Origin of the sequence: Stenotrophomonas sp. ESTM1D_MKCIP4_1 (genome assembly GCF_003086895.1) — a bacterium.
Classification (GTDB): Bacteria; Pseudomonadota; Gammaproteobacteria; order Xanthomonadales; family Xanthomonadaceae; genus Stenotrophomonas.
Map to the genome: position 1 here is coordinate 1,404,631 of NZ_CP026004.1, position 15,794 is coordinate 1,420,424.

The 15,794-nt window shown below is 67.8% G+C and carries 14 protein-coding genes; 3 read left to right on the plus strand and 11 right to left on the minus strand.

Annotated features, from left to right (window positions below; genetic code table 11):
- Positions 1-2 precede the first annotated feature (2 nt).
- The 11 genes from frr to C1924_RS06565 all read right to left on the minus strand — a co-directional run bounded on the left by frr (position 3) and on the right by C1924_RS06565 (position 11,081).
- Positions 3-557: a ribosome recycling factor gene (frr, locus tag C1924_RS06515; RefSeq protein ID WP_108764565.1), complete on the minus strand. Its 555-nt coding sequence runs from the start codon at positions 555-557 to the stop codon at positions 3-5.
- A 97-nt stretch (positions 558-654) separates the two neighbouring features.
- A complete protein-coding gene (gene pyrH / locus C1924_RS06520) occupies positions 655-1,383 on the minus strand; it encodes a UMP kinase (RefSeq protein ID WP_079221256.1) in 729 nt (242 codons plus the stop codon).
- A 119-nt stretch (positions 1,384-1,502) separates the two neighbouring features.
- Positions 1,503-3,041 (minus strand): GGDEF domain-containing protein, encoded by a 1,539-nt coding sequence (locus C1924_RS06525; protein WP_108764566.1) that lies wholly within the window; start codon positions 3,039-3,041, stop codon positions 1,503-1,505.
- A 280-nt stretch (positions 3,042-3,321) separates the two neighbouring features.
- Positions 3,322-4,197 carry a translation elongation factor Ts gene (tsf, locus tag C1924_RS06530; protein WP_108764567.1) on the minus strand — a complete coding sequence of 292 codons (876 nt, stop codon included), beginning with the start codon at positions 4,195-4,197 and terminating at the stop codon, positions 3,322-3,324.
- Between the two features lie 126 nt (positions 4,198-4,323).
- Positions 4,324-5,130, minus strand: coding sequence for a 30S ribosomal protein S2 (rpsB, locus tag C1924_RS06535; RefSeq protein ID WP_108764568.1), 807 nt, complete (start codon positions 5,128-5,130; stop codon positions 4,324-4,326).
- Positions 5,131-5,349: 219 nt separating this feature from the next.
- Positions 5,350-6,048 (minus strand): fimbria/pilus periplasmic chaperone, encoded by a 699-nt coding sequence (locus tag C1924_RS06540; RefSeq protein ID WP_108764569.1) that lies wholly within the window; start codon positions 6,046-6,048, stop codon positions 5,350-5,352.
- Between the two features lie 5 nt (positions 6,049-6,053).
- A complete protein-coding gene (locus C1924_RS06545) occupies positions 6,054-6,269 on the minus strand; it encodes a hypothetical protein (RefSeq protein ID WP_174208948.1) in 216 nt (71 codons plus the stop codon).
- A 136-nt stretch (positions 6,270-6,405) separates the two neighbouring features.
- On the minus strand, positions 6,406-7,449 hold the full coding sequence (locus C1924_RS06550) for a spore coat U domain-containing protein (protein ID WP_108764571.1): 1,044 nt from the start codon (positions 7,447-7,449) through the stop codon (positions 6,406-6,408).
- Positions 7,446-9,794 carry a fimbria/pilus outer membrane usher protein gene (locus C1924_RS06555; RefSeq protein ID WP_254051221.1) on the minus strand — a complete coding sequence of 783 codons (2,349 nt, stop codon included), beginning with the start codon at positions 9,792-9,794 and terminating at the stop codon, positions 7,446-7,448. Before C1924_RS06555 ends, C1924_RS06550 begins: the two co-directional genes overlap by 4 nt.
- 7 nt (positions 9,795-9,801) lie before the next feature.
- Complete coding sequence (locus tag C1924_RS06560; RefSeq protein ID WP_108764573.1) at positions 9,802-10,554, minus strand: molecular chaperone; 753 nt, start codon at positions 10,552-10,554, stop codon at positions 9,802-9,804.
- On the minus strand, positions 10,554-11,081 hold the full coding sequence (locus tag C1924_RS06565; RefSeq protein WP_108764574.1) for a spore coat U domain-containing protein: 528 nt from the start codon (positions 11,079-11,081) through the stop codon (positions 10,554-10,556). The genes C1924_RS06560 and C1924_RS06565 overlap by 1 nt, the downstream gene beginning before the upstream one ends.
- Positions 11,082-11,321: 240 nt before the next feature.
- Here C1924_RS06565 and map point away from each other — a divergent pair, with 240 nt between their 5' ends.
- Genes map through dapD form a run of 3 tightly spaced genes read left to right on the plus strand, consistent with a single transcriptional unit; the run spans position 11,322 to position 15,792 of the window.
- The gene (map, locus tag C1924_RS06570; protein ID WP_216821580.1) at positions 11,322-12,098 is read left to right on the plus strand and encodes a type I methionyl aminopeptidase; all 777 of its coding nucleotides are present in this window, start codon (positions 11,322-11,324) and stop codon (positions 12,096-12,098) included.
- A 2-nt stretch (positions 12,099-12,100) separates the two neighbouring features.
- On the plus strand, positions 12,101-14,728 hold the full coding sequence (locus C1924_RS06575; RefSeq protein WP_108764575.1) for a [protein-PII] uridylyltransferase: 2,628 nt from the start codon (positions 12,101-12,103) through the stop codon (positions 14,726-14,728).
- On the plus strand, positions 14,728-15,792 hold the full coding sequence (gene dapD, locus C1924_RS06580; RefSeq protein ID WP_108764576.1) for a 2,3,4,5-tetrahydropyridine-2,6-dicarboxylate N-succinyltransferase: 1,065 nt from the start codon (positions 14,728-14,730) through the stop codon (positions 15,790-15,792). Before C1924_RS06575 ends, dapD begins: the two co-directional genes overlap by 1 nt.
- Positions 15,793-15,794: the final 2 nt, after the last annotated feature.

The window sequence follows — 15,794 nt, forward strand, 5'->3', positions numbered from 1 at the left end:
CTTCAGACCGACAACAGTTCCTTTTCCTTGTCGGCGACGACCTTGTCGACGTCCTTGATGCTGGTGTCGGTCAGCTTCTGGATGTCGTCTTCGCCGCGCTTCTTCTCGTCTTCGCTGATGGCCTTGTCCTTGACCAGCTTGGCGATTTCCTTGTTCGCATCCTGGCGGATGTTGCGCACGGCGATCTTGGCGCCTTCGCCTTCCTTCTGCACCTGCTTGACCAGTTCCTTGCGGCGCTCTTCGGTCGGCGGCGGCATGTTGATGCGGATGGCAGCGCCCAGCGTGTTCGGGGTGAACTCGTGGTTGTACAGGCCCTTCTCGATTTCCTTGATCATGCTCTTGTCGAAGGGCGTGACCAGCAGCGAGTGGGCATCGGCGTTGGAGATCGACGCGACCTGGTTCAGCGGGGTGCTGGCGTTGCCGTAGGCATTGACCGTGACGCGGTCCAGCAGGGCGGGAGTGGCACGCCCGGTGCGGATCGAGGTGAGGGTGTGCTTCAGAGCGTCGATGCTCTTGGCCATGCGCGTCTGCGCGTTGTTCTTGATGTCGTTGAGCATCGCCCGGGTCCTGGATGTAACTGGAATCGGGCGATTATAGGCGAATACGGGACGCTGCCGGGCCTGAATCGGCCCGCAGCACCCCTGGCGCTCAGGCTCAGGCCGGGTCGCGGCCCTGGACCAGGGTGCCGATGTTGGCGCCACCCAGGATCTTCAGCAGTTCGCCCGGCTGGCCCATGTCGAACACGCGCATCGGCAGGTCGCTGTCACGGGCCAGCGCGAAGGCGGCCGTATCCATCACTTCCAGGCCGCGACGGATCACTTCGTCGTAGCTCAGGCTGTCGAAGCGGACCGCATCGCTGTGCTTGTTGGGGTCCTTGTCGTACACGCCATCGACCTTGGTGGCCTTCAGCAGCAGGTCTGCGCCGATCTCGATCGCACGCAGCGCGGCGCCCGAATCGGTGGTGAAGAACGGGCTGCCGACGCCGGCGGCGAAGATCACCAGGCGGCCCTTTTCCAGGTGGCGGATGGCGCGGCGGCGGATGTAGTCCTCGCACACGTCATTGATCTTGATGGCGCTCATCACGCGGGCCTTGGCGCCGAGCTTCTCCAGCGCGTCCTGCATGGCCAGCGCGTTGATGACCGTGGCCAGCATGCCCATCTGGTCGCCGGTGACGCGGTCCATGCCGCCTGCGGCCAGGCCGGCGCCGCGGAAGATGTTGCCGCCGCCGATCACCAGCGCCACTTCGGCGCCCGCCTGCTGGGCCTCGATCACTTCACGGGCCAGGCGGTTGATGATCTTCGGGTCGATGCCGTAGTCCTCGTCTCCCATCAGCGCCTCCCCGGACAGTTTCAGAAGGATGCGGCGATAGGCGAGCTTGGACATATGGACCTCGTGAGCGTGGAAATCGCGGGGGATTCTACGCGCATGCGGCGCGCGGCCAAAGCATTTTGTGCACTGCGGCGCAGATGGTCACACCGCCCCGTTCAGCCGGGGCGGCCGGTTCAGCCCAGTTCCGCGCCTGCGGTGGCAGACAGCTCATCATGCCCCAGTTCACCGGGCGAGCGTGCGATGACGCGGTTGCGGCCCAGGTTCTTGGAGCGGTACAGCACGTCATCGGCGGCGCGCAGCAGGTCCTGCACGCCGGCAAAGCGCTCGTAGCCGCCCTGCGTGGCCACGCCGGCCGAGAAGGTCACGAACAGGGGGCCGCTTTCCAGTTCAACCATCGGCGTGGAGACGATGTTGGCCAGCACGCGGCGGATCACGTCCAGGGCGACCGCTTCGCTGGTATTGGGCAGCAGCGCAACGAACTCCTCGCCGCCGAAGCGGGCCACCGTGTCGCTGTTGCGCAGCTGGCCCTGCAGCTTGCTGGCGAACGCGCGCAGCACCTCGTCACCGGTCAGGTGGCCGTGGGCGTCGTTGATCTTCTTGAAATCGTCCAGGTCGATGAAGGCCACCGACAGCGGCCAGCCATGGCGGCCGGCGCGCTGGAACTCCTGGTCGAGCACGGTTTCCAGCTGGCGGCGGTTGAGCACGCCGGTCAGGGCGTCGCGGTGGGCCTGGTCGGCCAGGCGCTTGGCCCGGGCCTCGAACTCGTCGGCACGGCGGCGCGCCTGCTCGGCATCCTGCATCTCGCGCAGGTTGCGCAGCGTGGTCAGTTCCTGCGCATGGTCGATCAACTCGCGCACGCGGGAGGGGGAGCTCAGGCCGGTCTCGAACAGGCTGGCGATGTCCGGCAGTGCTTCGCTGATCCGTGCAAGCACCTGGTCGAAGCGGGCGCTGTCCAGCTGCAGGCGCTCGTGTACGTCGTGCAGGGCGCGTTCGCGGGCGGCGTCGGCATCGGCGTCCAGCCAGATGTCGGCGACCGCGCCGGAGAGCTGCACGCAGGCCTGGAAGGCGTTGTCGATGGCGGGCTCGGACTCGCTCAGGCGGATGCTGTCCACCAGGTAGCGTGGCAGGCCCCACTGCTCGGCCACCCAGGCGCCGACCTCTGCGTGGGTGCAGCCCAGCTCCTCGCGCTCGCGGGCGACCAGGTCCAGGTTGTCACCGGCTTCGCGCAGCAGCGGCAGGTAGCGGTCGGATTCGGCCTGTGCCAGGCACAGCACCCCCATGTCCTGCAGCAGGCCGGCCAGCATCAGCTCTTCCAGCCGGCGCAGGCCGCGGGCCTGGCCCAGCTGGCTGGCGGCCAGGGCGCTGAGGATGCTGCGCTTCCACGCGCGCTGGCGCAGGTCGTGGTCGGCACCACTGCCGCCGGTCAGGCCCTGGGTAACCGTGAAGCCCAGCGCCAGGCTGATCGTGGCGTTGAGGCCGAGCATGGTCAGGGCCTGGCCAAGGTTCTCGATGCGGCGCCGGCTGGCGTACAGCGGCGAGTTGGCGATGCGCAGCATGCGAGCACTCAGCGCCATGTCGATGGCGATGATGTCGGCGGCGGTGGCGATATCCGCTTCCGGGTCCTGGGCCAGTTCGATGATGCGCAGGGCAATACCGGGAGGCGAGGGCAGGTTGCGGCACAGCGCCAGGGCAGCAGTCAGCTCAGGAGGCATGTCGGATCGTTCAATTCCATTAGGACAAGAATACCTAGGAATGCATCACAGTCTGCGACTTCTGTTCCTGTTATGTGATTGCGTATTCCCCTGTGCCGAGTATCGGCTTGAATGGCCGATAACGCAAAGTTCCTTGTTTCCGGTGTGCGCACCAGCGGTGCGCACCCACAGGAATTGATGGTGTGCACACCCACAGGCTCACGGGGCAAGCAGGCAAAAAAAAAGAGCCGCGGTTTCCCGCGGCTCCTTCTGGTCGTTTCCGCAGCCCGGGGGGCTGGAATCAGACCTGCATCGCCTTGGCAACTTCGGCGGCGTAGTCTTCCACCACCTTCTCGATGCCTTCGCCAACGACCAGCAGCTGGAAGCCAGCCACGTCGGCGCCGGCGGCCTTGACCACCTGCTCGACGGTGGTGTCGCCCAGCACGTAGGTCTGGCCGTACAGGGTCACTTCGCTGACGATCTTGTTGATCTTGCCGCTGATGATCTTTTCCAGGATGTCGGCCGGCTTGGACTTGTCCTTCTCGGACATCTTGGCCAGTTCGATTTCCTTTTCCTTTTCCACGAACTCGGCCGGCACATCGGCAGCCTTGTTGTGCGGCGGCTTCAGCGCAGCCACGTGCATGGCCAGGCCGCGGGCCAGCTCGACGTCGCCGCCGATCAGGTCGACCAGCACGCCGACCTTGCCGTTGGTGTGGACGTAGGCACCGACGTTGCCGGTGGTGTCAACCTTGACCAGGCGACGGATCTGGATGTTTTCACCCAGCTTCTGGATCGCGGTGGCGCGGGCTTCTTCGACGGTTTCGCCGGAGGCCAGCTTGGCGGTCTTCAGGGCTTCGGCGTCAGCGGCGCCCGATGCCAGGGCGGCAGCGGCGACGGCGTCGACGAAGGTCTTGAAGTTGACGTCGTTGGCAACGAAGTCGGTTTCCGAGTTGATCTCGACCAGCACGGCCTTGCCGCCGTCCTGGGCCAGGCCCAGACGGCCTTCGGCGGCCACGCGGTCAGCCTTCTTGTCGGCCTTGGCGGCGCCCGACTTGCGCAGGGCTTCAGCAGCGGCGTTGATGTCGCCGCCGGCTTCGGTCAGCGCCTTCTTGCATTCCATCATGCCGGCGCCGGTGCGCTCGCGCAGTTCCTTGACCAGGGAAGCAGTGATTTCCACGGGATTACCTCACGAAAGAAAGGGGTAGGGCCGGCATGGTGGCCGGCCCGTGTGACACGGTCCTGTCACGCGCCGAAGGCTGCGCGCAGGGAGGGTGGACGCCGGGCGTCCACCCCGGGGCCTGGATCAGGCCTGGGCGTCGTCGCCCTTCTTGGCAGCCTTCTTCGCCGGAGCGCGGCGGGCAGCCTTGTCTTCGCCTTCAGCAGCAGCGTCGGCGAACTCTTCTTCACGCACCGAAGCAGCGTGCGGAGCAGCAGCCTTGCCTTCCAGCACGGCGTCGGCAGCGGCGCGGGCGTACAGCTGCACAGCGCGGATGGCGTCGTCGTTGCCCGGGATCGCGTAGTCGACCAGTTCCGGGTTGTAGTTGGTATCGACCACGGCGATGACCGGGATGCCCAGCTTCTTGGCTTCCTTGATCGCGATGTCTTCGTGGCCGATGTCGATCACGAAGATGGCGTCCGGCAGACGGTTCATGTCCTTGATGCCGCCCAGCGAGGCTTCCAGCTTGTCGCGCTCGCGACGCAGGCCCAGCACTTCGTGCTTGACCAGCTTCTCGAAGGTGCCGTCGGTTTCACCGGCTTCCAGTTCCTTCAGGCGGGCAACCGACTGCTTGACGGTACGGAAGTTGGTCAGGGTGCCGCCCAGCCAACGCTGGTTCATGAACGGCATGCCGCAACGCTCGGCTTCTTCGCGGATGGTTTCGCGGGCGCTGCGCTTGGTGCCCAGGAACAGGACGGTGCCGCGCTTCTGGGCAACCGACGAGATGAAGTTCATCGCATCGTTGAACAGCGGGACGGTCTTTTCCAGGTTGATGATGTGGATCTTGCCGCGGGCGCCGAAGATGTACGGAGCCATCTTGGGGTTCCAGTAGCGGGTCTGGTGGCCGAAGTGGACGCCGGCTTCCAGCATCTGACGCATGGTGACCTGGGGCATTGCAAAACTCCTGATGGGGAACCGGCGATTCCGCCCGCGGGATAGGTATGCGGGACGCGTGGAAGCGCGGATGGTTCCGGGGTTGGGCTTCCCTGTTGCCTCCGTGGCCGAACTCCTTGCGGAGCACCCCGGCACGGATGGGGGCAGCAGGTGTGGATTCGCCGATGACGTACGGCGTGGACGGTGTTCCGCGCACAGGGCGGCAGGACATCCGGGCAATTATAGCCCGCTGGTGGCGCTCACTGCAATTGGCTGCTCCCGGCCCGGCAGGGTGAGCACCCTTCCATCCTGCAGACGGGCGCTGAAGTGACCGCCGCGGTAGCCGTCGGCACGGGCTGGCAGGCGCCAGTGGCGATGCCGCGCGGCCAGGACATAGCCGGCCAGGCCGGGCAGCAGCAGATGCGTCTGCCCCTGGGCATCCTCGTACGCCAGATCGCTCAGGCGGGCATGCCGGGCGCCCTCATTATGCAGTCTCAGAATGGGCTGCGATGCGCTCAGGCCGGTTTCCACCGACAGCCGTGGCTGCGCTCCGCCGGTATCGCCGCCGCGGAACAGGGGCAGGGAGTAGCGGGGCTGCTGGCGGTCGTCCGGGGTCAGCAGCACCCGGAAGGCCTGCTCCGAGGCCACCGCAGCGGGTGTGCGTGGCAGCAGCCAGACCCGCTGGCGGGCCCCGGCGGGCAGGTCGATCACGGTCGGGCTGGTGATGATCTGGTCGCTGGGCTGCAGCCGTTCGGCCCCGGTCTGCTGGTCCCAGGACCACACCTGCAGGCGCCCGCGCCAGGGCGTCGGGCCCGGGTTGTGCAGCCACAGTTCGGTGCGCCCGCCGGCCGTGGGCAACTGCAGGGTGGTCGGCGACAGTTCCAGCGCGGCGGCTGGCAGGGCCAGCAGCAGGGCCAGCAGCGCCGGAAGCCAGCGCAACCGCATCAGTAATAGACCGTGGGCGGCTCGGGCAGCGCGGGGCGGCTGTCGTCCGGGGGTGATGGGGCCAGTTCGCGCACCTGCGCGGGCAGGGTCGCCGCGTCACTGTACTGCACCGGTGCCGGGCAGGGCGCAGCCGTGCCGGGCGCATCGGTGCAGCCTGCGACCACCACCAGGCGGATCTGCAGCGGGCTGGCCACGGGCTCGGCCCGCGCCGTCATTGCTGTCGCCAGCAAGGCTGTCACCGTGAATGCGCGTACCACCGGCCCGTCCGCCCTGTTGAAATCCCTGAGCGCGGTATCGGCCGCAGGGCGCGGATCTGTAGCGCCGGGGAACGGTAGTCGAGCACGCTCGACGCTAATAGGTGATGGTCACCGTGATCCGATCGCTGTAGGTGCCGGCCGGGGGCTGTCCGCTGACCGGCGGCACGCGGCCGTAGATGGTCAGCTGCTGTGCGCTGCCGGTACCGGTGCCGCTGGCAGTGTCCACGTTGAGGGTGCTGCCCCAGCGCTGGCTGCGCCCAGCATCCCGGTACAGTTCGTAGTTGAGGTAGTAGCTGCTGCCGCCGATGGCCGTGCTCATGCGCCGGGTGAGGGTGGCGCTGGGATTGTTCAGGCCGTTGTTGAGGCTGACCTGGTAGGCGGTGTTCTTCAGGCAGGTCAGGGTGAGGGTGGCGGTCCGGTCGATGTTGCCGGGGATGCCGCCGGTGACATTGCCGAAATCCATCTGCGTGGTCACGTAGCTGCCGCACTGCGGCAGCACGTTGGCAGTGGCGGTGAAGCTGAAGGCGGCACTGGCAGTGGCGGTGCCGGTGGCGCCGCCGTTGCACGTGGCCGGGACCGTGGCGTTGCCCAGCAGCACCTCATTCCACGCCCAGGTAAGTACCACATTGGCGCCACTGAAGGTGCTGCTGTAGGCGCCCGATGCCAGCACCTGGCTGGCCGGGATCTGCGCGAACAACTGTGTGCTCTGCGCGCCGCTGCCGCCGGTCAGCAGGGGCACGTTGTAAGTCATGGCCAGTTCCTGTGCCGGTGGCGTGCCGCGCGGCAGCAGGCCGGTGGCCTGGCTGAAGCTGGCGGTGTTGTAAAGCTGGAAGTTCAGGGTGTCGCCGCTGCCGTTGGTCATCGTCCGCAGCGTCGTGGCGCTGCCGCCACCGCTGCCGGGGCCGATGCCCACGCAGACGCGCACACCGGTCGTGGCCAGCAGGCTCAGCGCGGCCGTCGTGCAGGTCACGGTGATGTTCAGCGTGGCCGTGGTGGGGCCGGAGGCTGCGCTGCTGATGGTGCCGAACGGCAGCGTGGGGTTGGCCGTGGCCACGCAGGTTGCCGCAGCCCGCGCCGGCGCCATCGCCAGCAGGCCACCCAGCAGCACCAGCACCAGCAGGACATGGCGGACGGTCATGGTGCCGTCTCCGGGATGCACTGCAGCGTGACCGGGCGCGGCTGCGCACCCGTGGCCACCACCTGCGGCTGCGGCGGTACGCGGGTGCGGCACTGCCCACGGCTGGTGGTGATGTACAGCGCGGTACCGGGTGCCACCTCCTCCAGGTACAGCAGGCCGTCGTAGCCGATCGTGGCCTGGCGCCCGTCGGGCAGCCGCACCTCGCTGCCGGCCTCCAGCGGCTCGCCCTGCAGGTCCTGCAGGGTGAGGGTGATCGACGGTCGTGAGCGCAGCTGGAACGTCACCCCGGTACCGGCGCGCTGGCGCGGGGTCACCCAGTCCTCGATCCGGTCGGCCCGCATGTCCGCGGGCAGATCCAGCGTGTCGATCGAGACCCGGTTGCGCTGCCACGACATCAGCGGGCTGACCAGCAGCAGCCCGCGTTCGTCGGTCACGCCGATCAGGCGGTTTTCCAGCCGTACCGGCACGCCACCCACGCCGCTGGTACTGACCACCGCGAAGGCATCGGAGACCTCGCGCGTGGCGAACGCATGCCCGCCCATCCATACGAGGCTGCCGCTGGCATTGGCGTAGGCGAAGTTCAGATGGCTCTGCCGTGAGGCACCGAAGGCATAGCGGCCCACCTCGTTGAGAACGCCGACCTCGGCCAGGCCACCGATGCCATCGTCGCCGTGGCGTAGCTGGGCGCGCCAGCCGATGCCGCCGGCGCTGCCATCACCCGGCACCGGCTGGGTGATGTCGGCCACCCAGCTCTGCGCGTCGCCGTTGCGCTGGCTGGACAGGCTGGCCTGGCGGTTGTTGCCCAGGCTGGCGGTCAACGACAGGTAGATGCTGCGGTCGTCGGGCGTGTCCAGGTTCTGGTTCAGCGAAAGATAGGCGGACCAGCGTGGGCTCCAGCTGCGCGACCAGAACAGGCTGGCATAGCGGTTGTCTTCGCCGTCGGGGTAGCGCAGGCGCAGGTAGCTGGCACTGAGCGTGCCCAGTTTCAGCAGGTCCAGGCCGGCGGTGGCTTGTTCGCTGATGCTGGGCGGCAGGGTGTCCTGCAGCGCGCCGAGGTCGCGGAACTCGCCGTGGCTGCGCACGCTGCGCAGGTTGAAGTTGAAGCGCCGGTTGTTCCAGCTGTAGCCCACCGCCCACTGGCCGCCCTGCAGGCCCTGGTATCGGCTGTGCGCGTACGCCAGGTTGACCACGCCGGCAGCGCCCAGCTGCCACCAGCCACCCACGCCGGCTTCGGCCAGGCCGCCGCCGCCTTCGGCGTGGGCCTCGCCGGTGAAGCGGTCACTGATGCCGCCGCGCCAACTGGCGCTGGCCACGGTGCGGTTGTCATAGGCAAACGAGCGCTCACCGAACTGCTCGCGCAGCCGTCCCACCCCCAGCGACCAGTCCGACAGGCCCTTGGCCAGCAGCTGCTGGGTGCCGTAGAAGCTGAAATCCAGCGTCTGCATGCGCCCAAACGCATCGGTCACCACCACCTGTGCGTTGCCGGTACCACTGATGCCCGGTTGCGCCGCAAGCTGGAACGGGCCGATCGGCACCTGGCCGCTGTACTGGCGCAGCCCATCCACGTACAGCTCCACGGTGGAGGGCACCACGGCCTGGCCGAGGAAGGACGGCGTCGGGGTCAGCACCCGGTAGGGCTGCAGGCCATAGTTGCGCCCGATCTGGATGCCGCCCATGCGGACCGGCCGTGACCAGTCGACGAAGCCGCTGTAGAAATCGCCCACTTCAAGGGTCAGCGCCTGCTCGGGGAAATCGAGGGTCCAGCGCGTGTCCAGGCGCACGCTGTCGCCGCGCCAGCGGCGGTCCTCGGCCTGCTGGAAGCGGCGGCTGATGGCGGTGTTCTCGAACGTGCCGCTGCCGAGCCCGAATACGCGCAGTTCCGATGCCAGGCTGAGGGTGGCCAGATCGTCCACCTGGCTGCCGTAAAGGTCGTAGTTGAGCAGCACGCCCGGCGACGCCTTGCCGGCGGGCGCGGCCACCTGCGGGCGGCTCAGCACGGTGGTGGGAAGGGTCAGCTGGTCCAGCGGCACGTCCAGGGCCAGGGTCTGCAGCGAGGCGTCGTAGCGCACCACCACGCCCGCGATCTGGTCCAGGAACACCGGCGCCGGGCCGCGCGCATTGAAGCCGAGCTGGCGCAGCACCTCAGGGCTGGCCTGCAGGCGCCCGCCGCTTTCGGTGAATGGCAGCAACCCACGCGGCGTGCTGTTCAGAAGCACATCCAGATAGAGCGTCTGCGTCGCGGTCAGTGGGGTGGGCGGCGGCAGGATTGCATCGGCCGATACCCCGGAGACATCGGCGGCGAGCGTCGCCGCAGGAGCCAGGGCCGCAGCCAGCAGCGCGCTCACCAGGGCCTCAGCGAGCCGGTGGCGACGATAGCGGTGTCTGCTCGGACTCGCCATTGAGCTTGGCCGTGATCTGGTCGTTGTCGCGGTCGATCGCCGTGCGTTCCAGCGGCCAGCGCATCACCTGGCCGGGCAGGACATAGCCGAGCAGCCCGGGGTGGACGATGCGTGGCCGCTCGGCGCTGCCCAGCGCCAGATCGGCGATCTGCGCATGGCTGTTGCCGCTGTTGCGGATCTCCACGCCCATGCGTCCGTCATCCAGGCGCACCAGCTGCGCCTGCAGCTGCGGCGCCAGTTTCATGCCGCCGCCGGGCTGGATGAACACCGGGATCGAATAGCGCAGCACGAACTGCATGCCTTCGGCGCGGGTGGCCAGGTCCGGCACCTCGTCGACGATCAGGCGGTAGTACTGCTGCTGGGAAGGGGCCTGCGGGTCGCTGCGGATCACCCGTATCAGCTGCTGCTGCCCGGCGGCCATGTCCTGCATGGGGGGCGTGGCCATCAGGTCGGTGGTGGGCAGCAGTTGTTCCTCGCCGGCCTGCTGGGTCCAGCGGAACACCCGTACCTGCACTTTCACGGGCGCGGCACCGCTGTTGGTCAGCCACAGCTCGGCGGCGCGCTGGCGCGGGTCCATCTGCAGGCTGGTCGGTGCGACCTGCATGCTGGTCGCGGCCCATGAGCTGGCGCCGGGCACAAGGACGAGCAGCAGCGCCACCCCGGCGCTGCGCCACGGGCGGGGCAGGGACATCCGATGTGCCCCCATCAATAGGTGATCGTGGCGGTGACCGTGTCCAGATAGTTACCGGCCGCGGCGTTGTTGGTGCTCAGGTTGGTGATCTGGCCATAGACGGTATAGGGAACCGCCAGGCCCGTGCCGATGCCGGCCTGGGTGTTGGTGCCGGAGGTGGCACCCCACACGAGGGTGCGGGCGGCGTCCTGGTAGAGCTGGTAGCCGACGAAGTTGTTGGAGGTCACCGCGGCGTTGGTGTTCTTCATCCGCCGGGTAGTCACATCATTGGCGGTGCCCGCATTGGCGCCGGCATTGAGCGAGATCGTGTACGGGGTCAGTGCCGAGCACTGCGCCGTCACCGAACCCTGGGCCAGGGTGGGCGTGGCGGTGGTCGAGGCCGCCGTGCCGAAGTCGACGTTGGTTGCGGCGGCGGCGGTGATCGTGCACGCCTTGGTGACGATGAGGGTGACGTTGAACGTGGTGGTATCGGCGGCGGTGGCGGGGCCGGCAACAGCCAGCAGCAGGGCCCAGGCCAAGGGGCAACGAACGGCGGATCGCATGGACAACCTCCCTGACCCGAAGGTCTGCTGAACAGGACGGTGCGGCAGGTTGGGCGCCGCAGCAGATGGCGTTCGCGTTCAGCCTAGAGCGGGTAAGTGTCTGTATTCAGTGATAATTGCGGCGGACAAAGCGTCGGCTGGTTCACGTTTTCACAGTCCTTGCCGTATCCGTGCATCGTCCGTGCGGCCAGTTGGGTGGCGTTCGTTCAGATTGTGGCCGGATCGGCGATAATGGGTGCCATGAGCGTGAATCTGAAAACCCCGCAGGAAATCGAGATGATGCGCATCGCCGGCCGCCTGGCCAGCGAAGTGCTCGACATCGTCACCCCCCACGTCAAGCCCGGTGTCACCACCGAGGAACTGGACCGCATCTGCCACGACCACATCGTGAACGTGCAGGGCGCCACTCCGGCCAACGTCGGCTACCGCGGCTTCCCCAAGACCGTGTGCACCTCGGTCAACAATGTCATCTGCCACGGCATCCCCAGCGAAGGGAAGGTGCTGAAGGACGGCGACATCGTCAACATCGACGTCACCGTCATCAAGGACGGCTGGCATGGCGATACCAGCCGCATGTACTTCGTCGGCACGCCGTCGGTGATGGCCCGCCGCCTGGTGGAAGCCACCTACGAAGCCATGTGGCGGGGCATCCGCGCGGTGCGTCCGGGGGCGACCCTGGGCGACATCGGCCATGCCATCCAGAGCTATGCCGAAAGCGAGCGTTTCAGCGTGGTGCGCGAGTACTGCGGCCACGGCATCGGCAAGATCTACCACGATGAGCCGCAGGTGGTGCATTACGGGCGCCCGGGCCAGGGCCTGGTGCTGCAGCCGGGCATGACCTTCACCATCGAGCCGATGATCAACGAGGGCACCCGCTACAACAAGGTGCTGCCCGACGGCTGGACCGTGGTGACCAAGGACCGCAAGCTGTCCGCGCAGTGGGAGCACATGATCGCCGTCACCGAGACCGGCGTGGATGTGCTGACCCTGTCGCCGGGCGAATCGCAGGTCTCCTGACGATGCTGCCGGCGGGTTCACTGCTGGACGCGCCGGCCGACTCGCTCGACGATCCCGAATGGGCGTCTGCCGCGCGGCAGGCGCTGCAGCAGGCCGATGCGCGCCTGTACCGCCGCTTCGACCAGGGCGACAACATCGAGCGGCTGATCGCGCTGCGCGCACGTGCCGCCGACCATCTGATCCGCCTGGCATGGCAGCGCTGCCTGCCGGCCGACAGTGGCTTGTCAGTGTTCGCGGTGGGCGGCTACGGGCGGGGTGAACTGTTCCCCCGCTCGGACATCGATCTGCTGGTGTTCGGCGATGCGCCCGCGCAGCTGGCCCACCAGGCTGCGCTGTCGCGCCTGTTCGCGCTGTTGTGGGACTGCGGCCTGCCGGTCAGCCATGCCGTGCGTTCGGCCGCGCAGTGCCGCGAGGCGGCCGCGGACCAGACCGTATTGACGGCATTGATCGAAGCGCGCCCGATCGTGGCCGACGATGCTGCCCGGCGCGCGCTGCGCTGGGCGATTGATGACCGCGAGCTGTGGCCGGCACGCGCGTTCTTCCTGGCCAAGCTCGAGGAACTGCGCACCCGCCATGAGCGCTTCGGCGACACCGCCGACAACCTGGAGCCGGACCTGAAGGATGGCCCCGGTGGCCTGCGCGACCTCAACACGCTGGGCTGGATGGCGCTGCGCGCGTTCGGCGTGCGCGATCTGGAAGCGCTGGTCGGGCTGGGCCACCTGGGCGCCGATGAAGCCGCCGCGCTGAAGCGCGAGCGGGCCGTGCTGGCACGCCTGCGTTTCGGCCTGCACCTGGTGGCGCGGCGCCCGGAAGAGCGCCTGCGTTTTGATTACCAGAAGACCCTGGCCGCGCGCCTGGGCTTCGAGGACGACGCCGAGAACCTGGGCGTCGAAAAAATGATGCAGGGCTTCTACCGCGCCGCCCTGGTGGTGCGCCGGATCAGCGACCGCCTGCTGCAGCGGTTCGAGGAACAGTTCGACGGCGAGGCAATGCCGGAACCACTGACCGTCGGCTTTTCGCTGCGCCGCGGCTACCTGGCCGCCAATGATGCGGACTGGCCCTGCGGCGATATCGGCCAGGTGTTCGCGCTGTTCGCCAGCTGGGCCAACAACCCGCAGGTGCGCGGCCTGCACTCGCTCACGGCGCGCGCGCTGGCCGAGGCGCTGCCGGTGCTGCCGGCCTACGACCGCGCCGACGCCAATGCACGCGAACAGTTCATGGCGCTGCTGCGTGGCCAGCGCCCGGTCGACACGCTTTCGCGCATGGCGCGGCTGGGTGTGCTCGGACAGTGGATTCCTGCGTTTGCCCAGGTCAGCGGGCGCATGCAGTTCGATCTGTTTCATGTCTACACGGTCGATCAGCACACGCTGATGGTCCTGCGCAACATCGGCCTGTTCGCCAGCAGCCGTGCCGACGAGCGTTTCTCCATCGCCCATGAAGTCTGGCCGCGCCTGCGCAAGCCGGAACTGCTGCTGCTGGCGGGCCTGTTCCATGACATCGCCAAGGGCCGCGGTGGCGACCATTCCGAACTGGGTGCGGTGGACGCGCGGGCGTTCTGCCAGGCCCAGGCACTGAGCGGCACCGATACCGAGCTGGTGGCCTGGCTGGTGGAGCAGCACCTGCGCATGTCGGTGACCGCGCAGAAACAGGACATCGCCGATCCGGCGGTGATCCATCGGTTCGCCACGCTGGTCGGCAGCCGTGACCGCCTCGATTACCTGTACCTGCTGACCTGCGCCGATATCGCCGGCACCAGCCCGAAACTCTGGAATGCGTGGAAGGACCGGCTGCTGGCCGATCTGTACTTCGCCACCCGGCGCGCGCTGCGCGATGGGCTGGAGCACCCGATGCCGGCCGCCGAGCGGGTGGCCGAGGCGCGTGACAGCGTGCGTGCGCTGGTGCGCGAGCAGGGCTATGACGATGCCACCATCGACCGCCAGTTCGCGGTGATGCCCGACGAGGGGTTCATGCGCCTGCGCCCGGAACAGCTGGCCTGGCAGGCCTCGGCACTGGTGCCGGTCAAGCAGGGCCACACCCTGGTGAAGGTGCGCCGGATCAGCGTTGACGACCCCGCGCTGGAAGTGTTCGTGCACTCGCCTGACCGCGACGGCCTGTTCGCTGCGATCGTGATGACCCTGGACCGCAAGGGCTACGGCATCCATCGCGCGCGCGTGCTGGATGGCCCCTCGGACACCATTTTCGATACGTTTGAAGTCAGCCCGGCCGATACCTTTGCCGATGGCAGCAGCGCCAACCTTGAAGCGGCGCTGCGCGAAGCGCTGAGCGGTGATCTGACCCGGCTGCGTCCGTCGCGGCGGGTGGTGCCCCGTCAGCTGCGCCACTTCCGTTTCGTTCCGCGCATCGAGTTCCGCGATGAACCCGGTGCCACCCGATTCGCCCTGGTCGCTCCCGACCGCCCCGGCCTGCTGGCCGACGTGGCGTTCGTGCTGCGCAACCAGGGCCTGCGCGTGCATGACGCGCGCATTGCCACGTTCGGCGAACGCGCCGAAGACACCTTCGTGATCAGTGACGAACACGACCTCCCCCTGACCGAACCCGCCCGGCAGCAGCTGCATGACGCAATGCTGGCCTGCCTGGACCCTGATCGAAACGCCGGAGACCCCACCTGATGGCCACCAAGCCTGTGAAGAAGACTGCTGCGACCGCCAAGAGCGCAGCGGCCAAGAAGACTGCTGCCGCTGCCCCCGCTGCCAAGAAAGCCAGTGCGCCGAAGGCGCCGGCCGCCGCCAAGGTGGCAGTGAAAAAGCCGGCTGTGGCGAAGAAGGCCCCGGCCAAGAGTGCTGAAGCCGCACGTGCTGAAACCATCGCCCGCAAGTCGCTGCGCAAGCCGCCGGTGCCGGGCGTGGAGGAGCTGAAGTTCGGCATCGAGAGCGCTTTCGAGCGCCGCGCGACGCTGACCCTGCACGAGCTGGAAGGCTCCACCCGGCCGCTGGTCAACCGTGTGATTGATGGCCTGGAAACCGGTGAATTCCGTGTTGCCGAGCCGGATGGCCATGGCGGCTGGAAGGTCAACGAATGGCTGAAGAAGGCCGTGCTGCTGTACTTCCGTGTCAACGACATGGCGGTGGTCGACGCGCGCCCGGCGCCGTTCTGGGACAAGGTCGAATCGCGCTTTGCCGGCTATGACGAAGCGAAGTTCCGCCGCGCTGGCGTGCGCGTGGTGCCGGGTGCGATCGCCCGTCGCGGCACCTACTTCGGCAAGGACGTGGTGCTGATGCCGAGCTTCACCAACATCGGCGCCTACGTCGGCGAAGGCACCATGGTCGACACCTGGGCCACCGTCGGTTCCTGCGCGCAGATCGGCCAGCACTGCCATCTGTCCGGCGGCGCCGGCATCGGCGGCGTGCTTGAGCCGCTGCAGGCCAGCCCGACCATCATCGAGGACCACTGCTTCATCGGTGCCCGTTCGGAAGTGGTGGAGGGCGTGGTCGTCGGCCACCACAGCGTGATCGGCATGGGCGTGTTCCTCAGCCAGAGCACCCGCATCTACAACCGCGCCACCGGCGAAATCACCTATGGCTACATCCCGCCGTACAGCGTGGTGGTGTCCGGTTCGCTGCCGAGCAAGGATGGCACCCACTCGCTGTACTGCGCGGTGATCGTCAAGCAGGTCGACGCCAAAACCCGCAGCAAGACCAGCGTGAACGACCTGCTGCGCGGCCTGGCGGATTGAGC

Excerpts from the sequence above, each read along its gene's own strand:
- frr (WP_108764565.1), bottom strand. The coding sequence starts at position 557 with ATGCTCAACGACATCAAGAACAACGCGCAGACGCGCATGGCCAAGAGC.
- pyrH (WP_079221256.1), bottom strand. The coding sequence starts at position 1,383 with ATGTCCAAGCTCGCCTATCGCCGCATCCTTCTGAAACTGTCCGGGGAG.
- C1924_RS06525 (WP_108764566.1), bottom strand. The coding sequence starts at position 3,041 with ATGCCTCCTGAGCTGACTGCTGCCCTGGCGCTGTGCCGCAACCTGCCC.
- rpsB (WP_108764568.1), bottom strand. The coding sequence starts at position 5,130 with ATGCCCCAGGTCACCATGCGTCAGATGCTGGAAGCCGGCGTCCACTTC.
- C1924_RS06545 (WP_174208948.1), bottom strand. The coding sequence starts at position 6,269 with ATGACGGCGCGGGCCGAGCCCGTGGCCAGCCCGCTGCAGATCCGCCTG.
- C1924_RS06550 (WP_108764571.1), bottom strand. The coding sequence starts at position 7,449 with ATGACCGTCCGCCATGTCCTGCTGGTGCTGGTGCTGCTGGGTGGCCTG.
- C1924_RS06560 (WP_108764573.1), bottom strand. The coding sequence starts at position 10,554 with ATGGGGGCACATCGGATGTCCCTGCCCCGCCCGTGGCGCAGCGCCGGG.
- C1924_RS06565 (WP_108764574.1), bottom strand. The coding sequence starts at position 11,081 with ATGCGATCCGCCGTTCGTTGCCCCTTGGCCTGGGCCCTGCTGCTGGCT.
- map (WP_216821580.1), top strand. The coding sequence starts at position 11,322 with ATGAGCGTGAATCTGAAAACCCCGCAGGAAATCGAGATGATGCGCATC.
- C1924_RS06575 (WP_108764575.1), top strand. The coding sequence starts at position 12,101 with ATGCTGCCGGCGGGTTCACTGCTGGACGCGCCGGCCGACTCGCTCGAC.
- dapD (WP_108764576.1), top strand. The coding sequence starts at position 14,728 with ATGGCCACCAAGCCTGTGAAGAAGACTGCTGCGACCGCCAAGAGCGCA.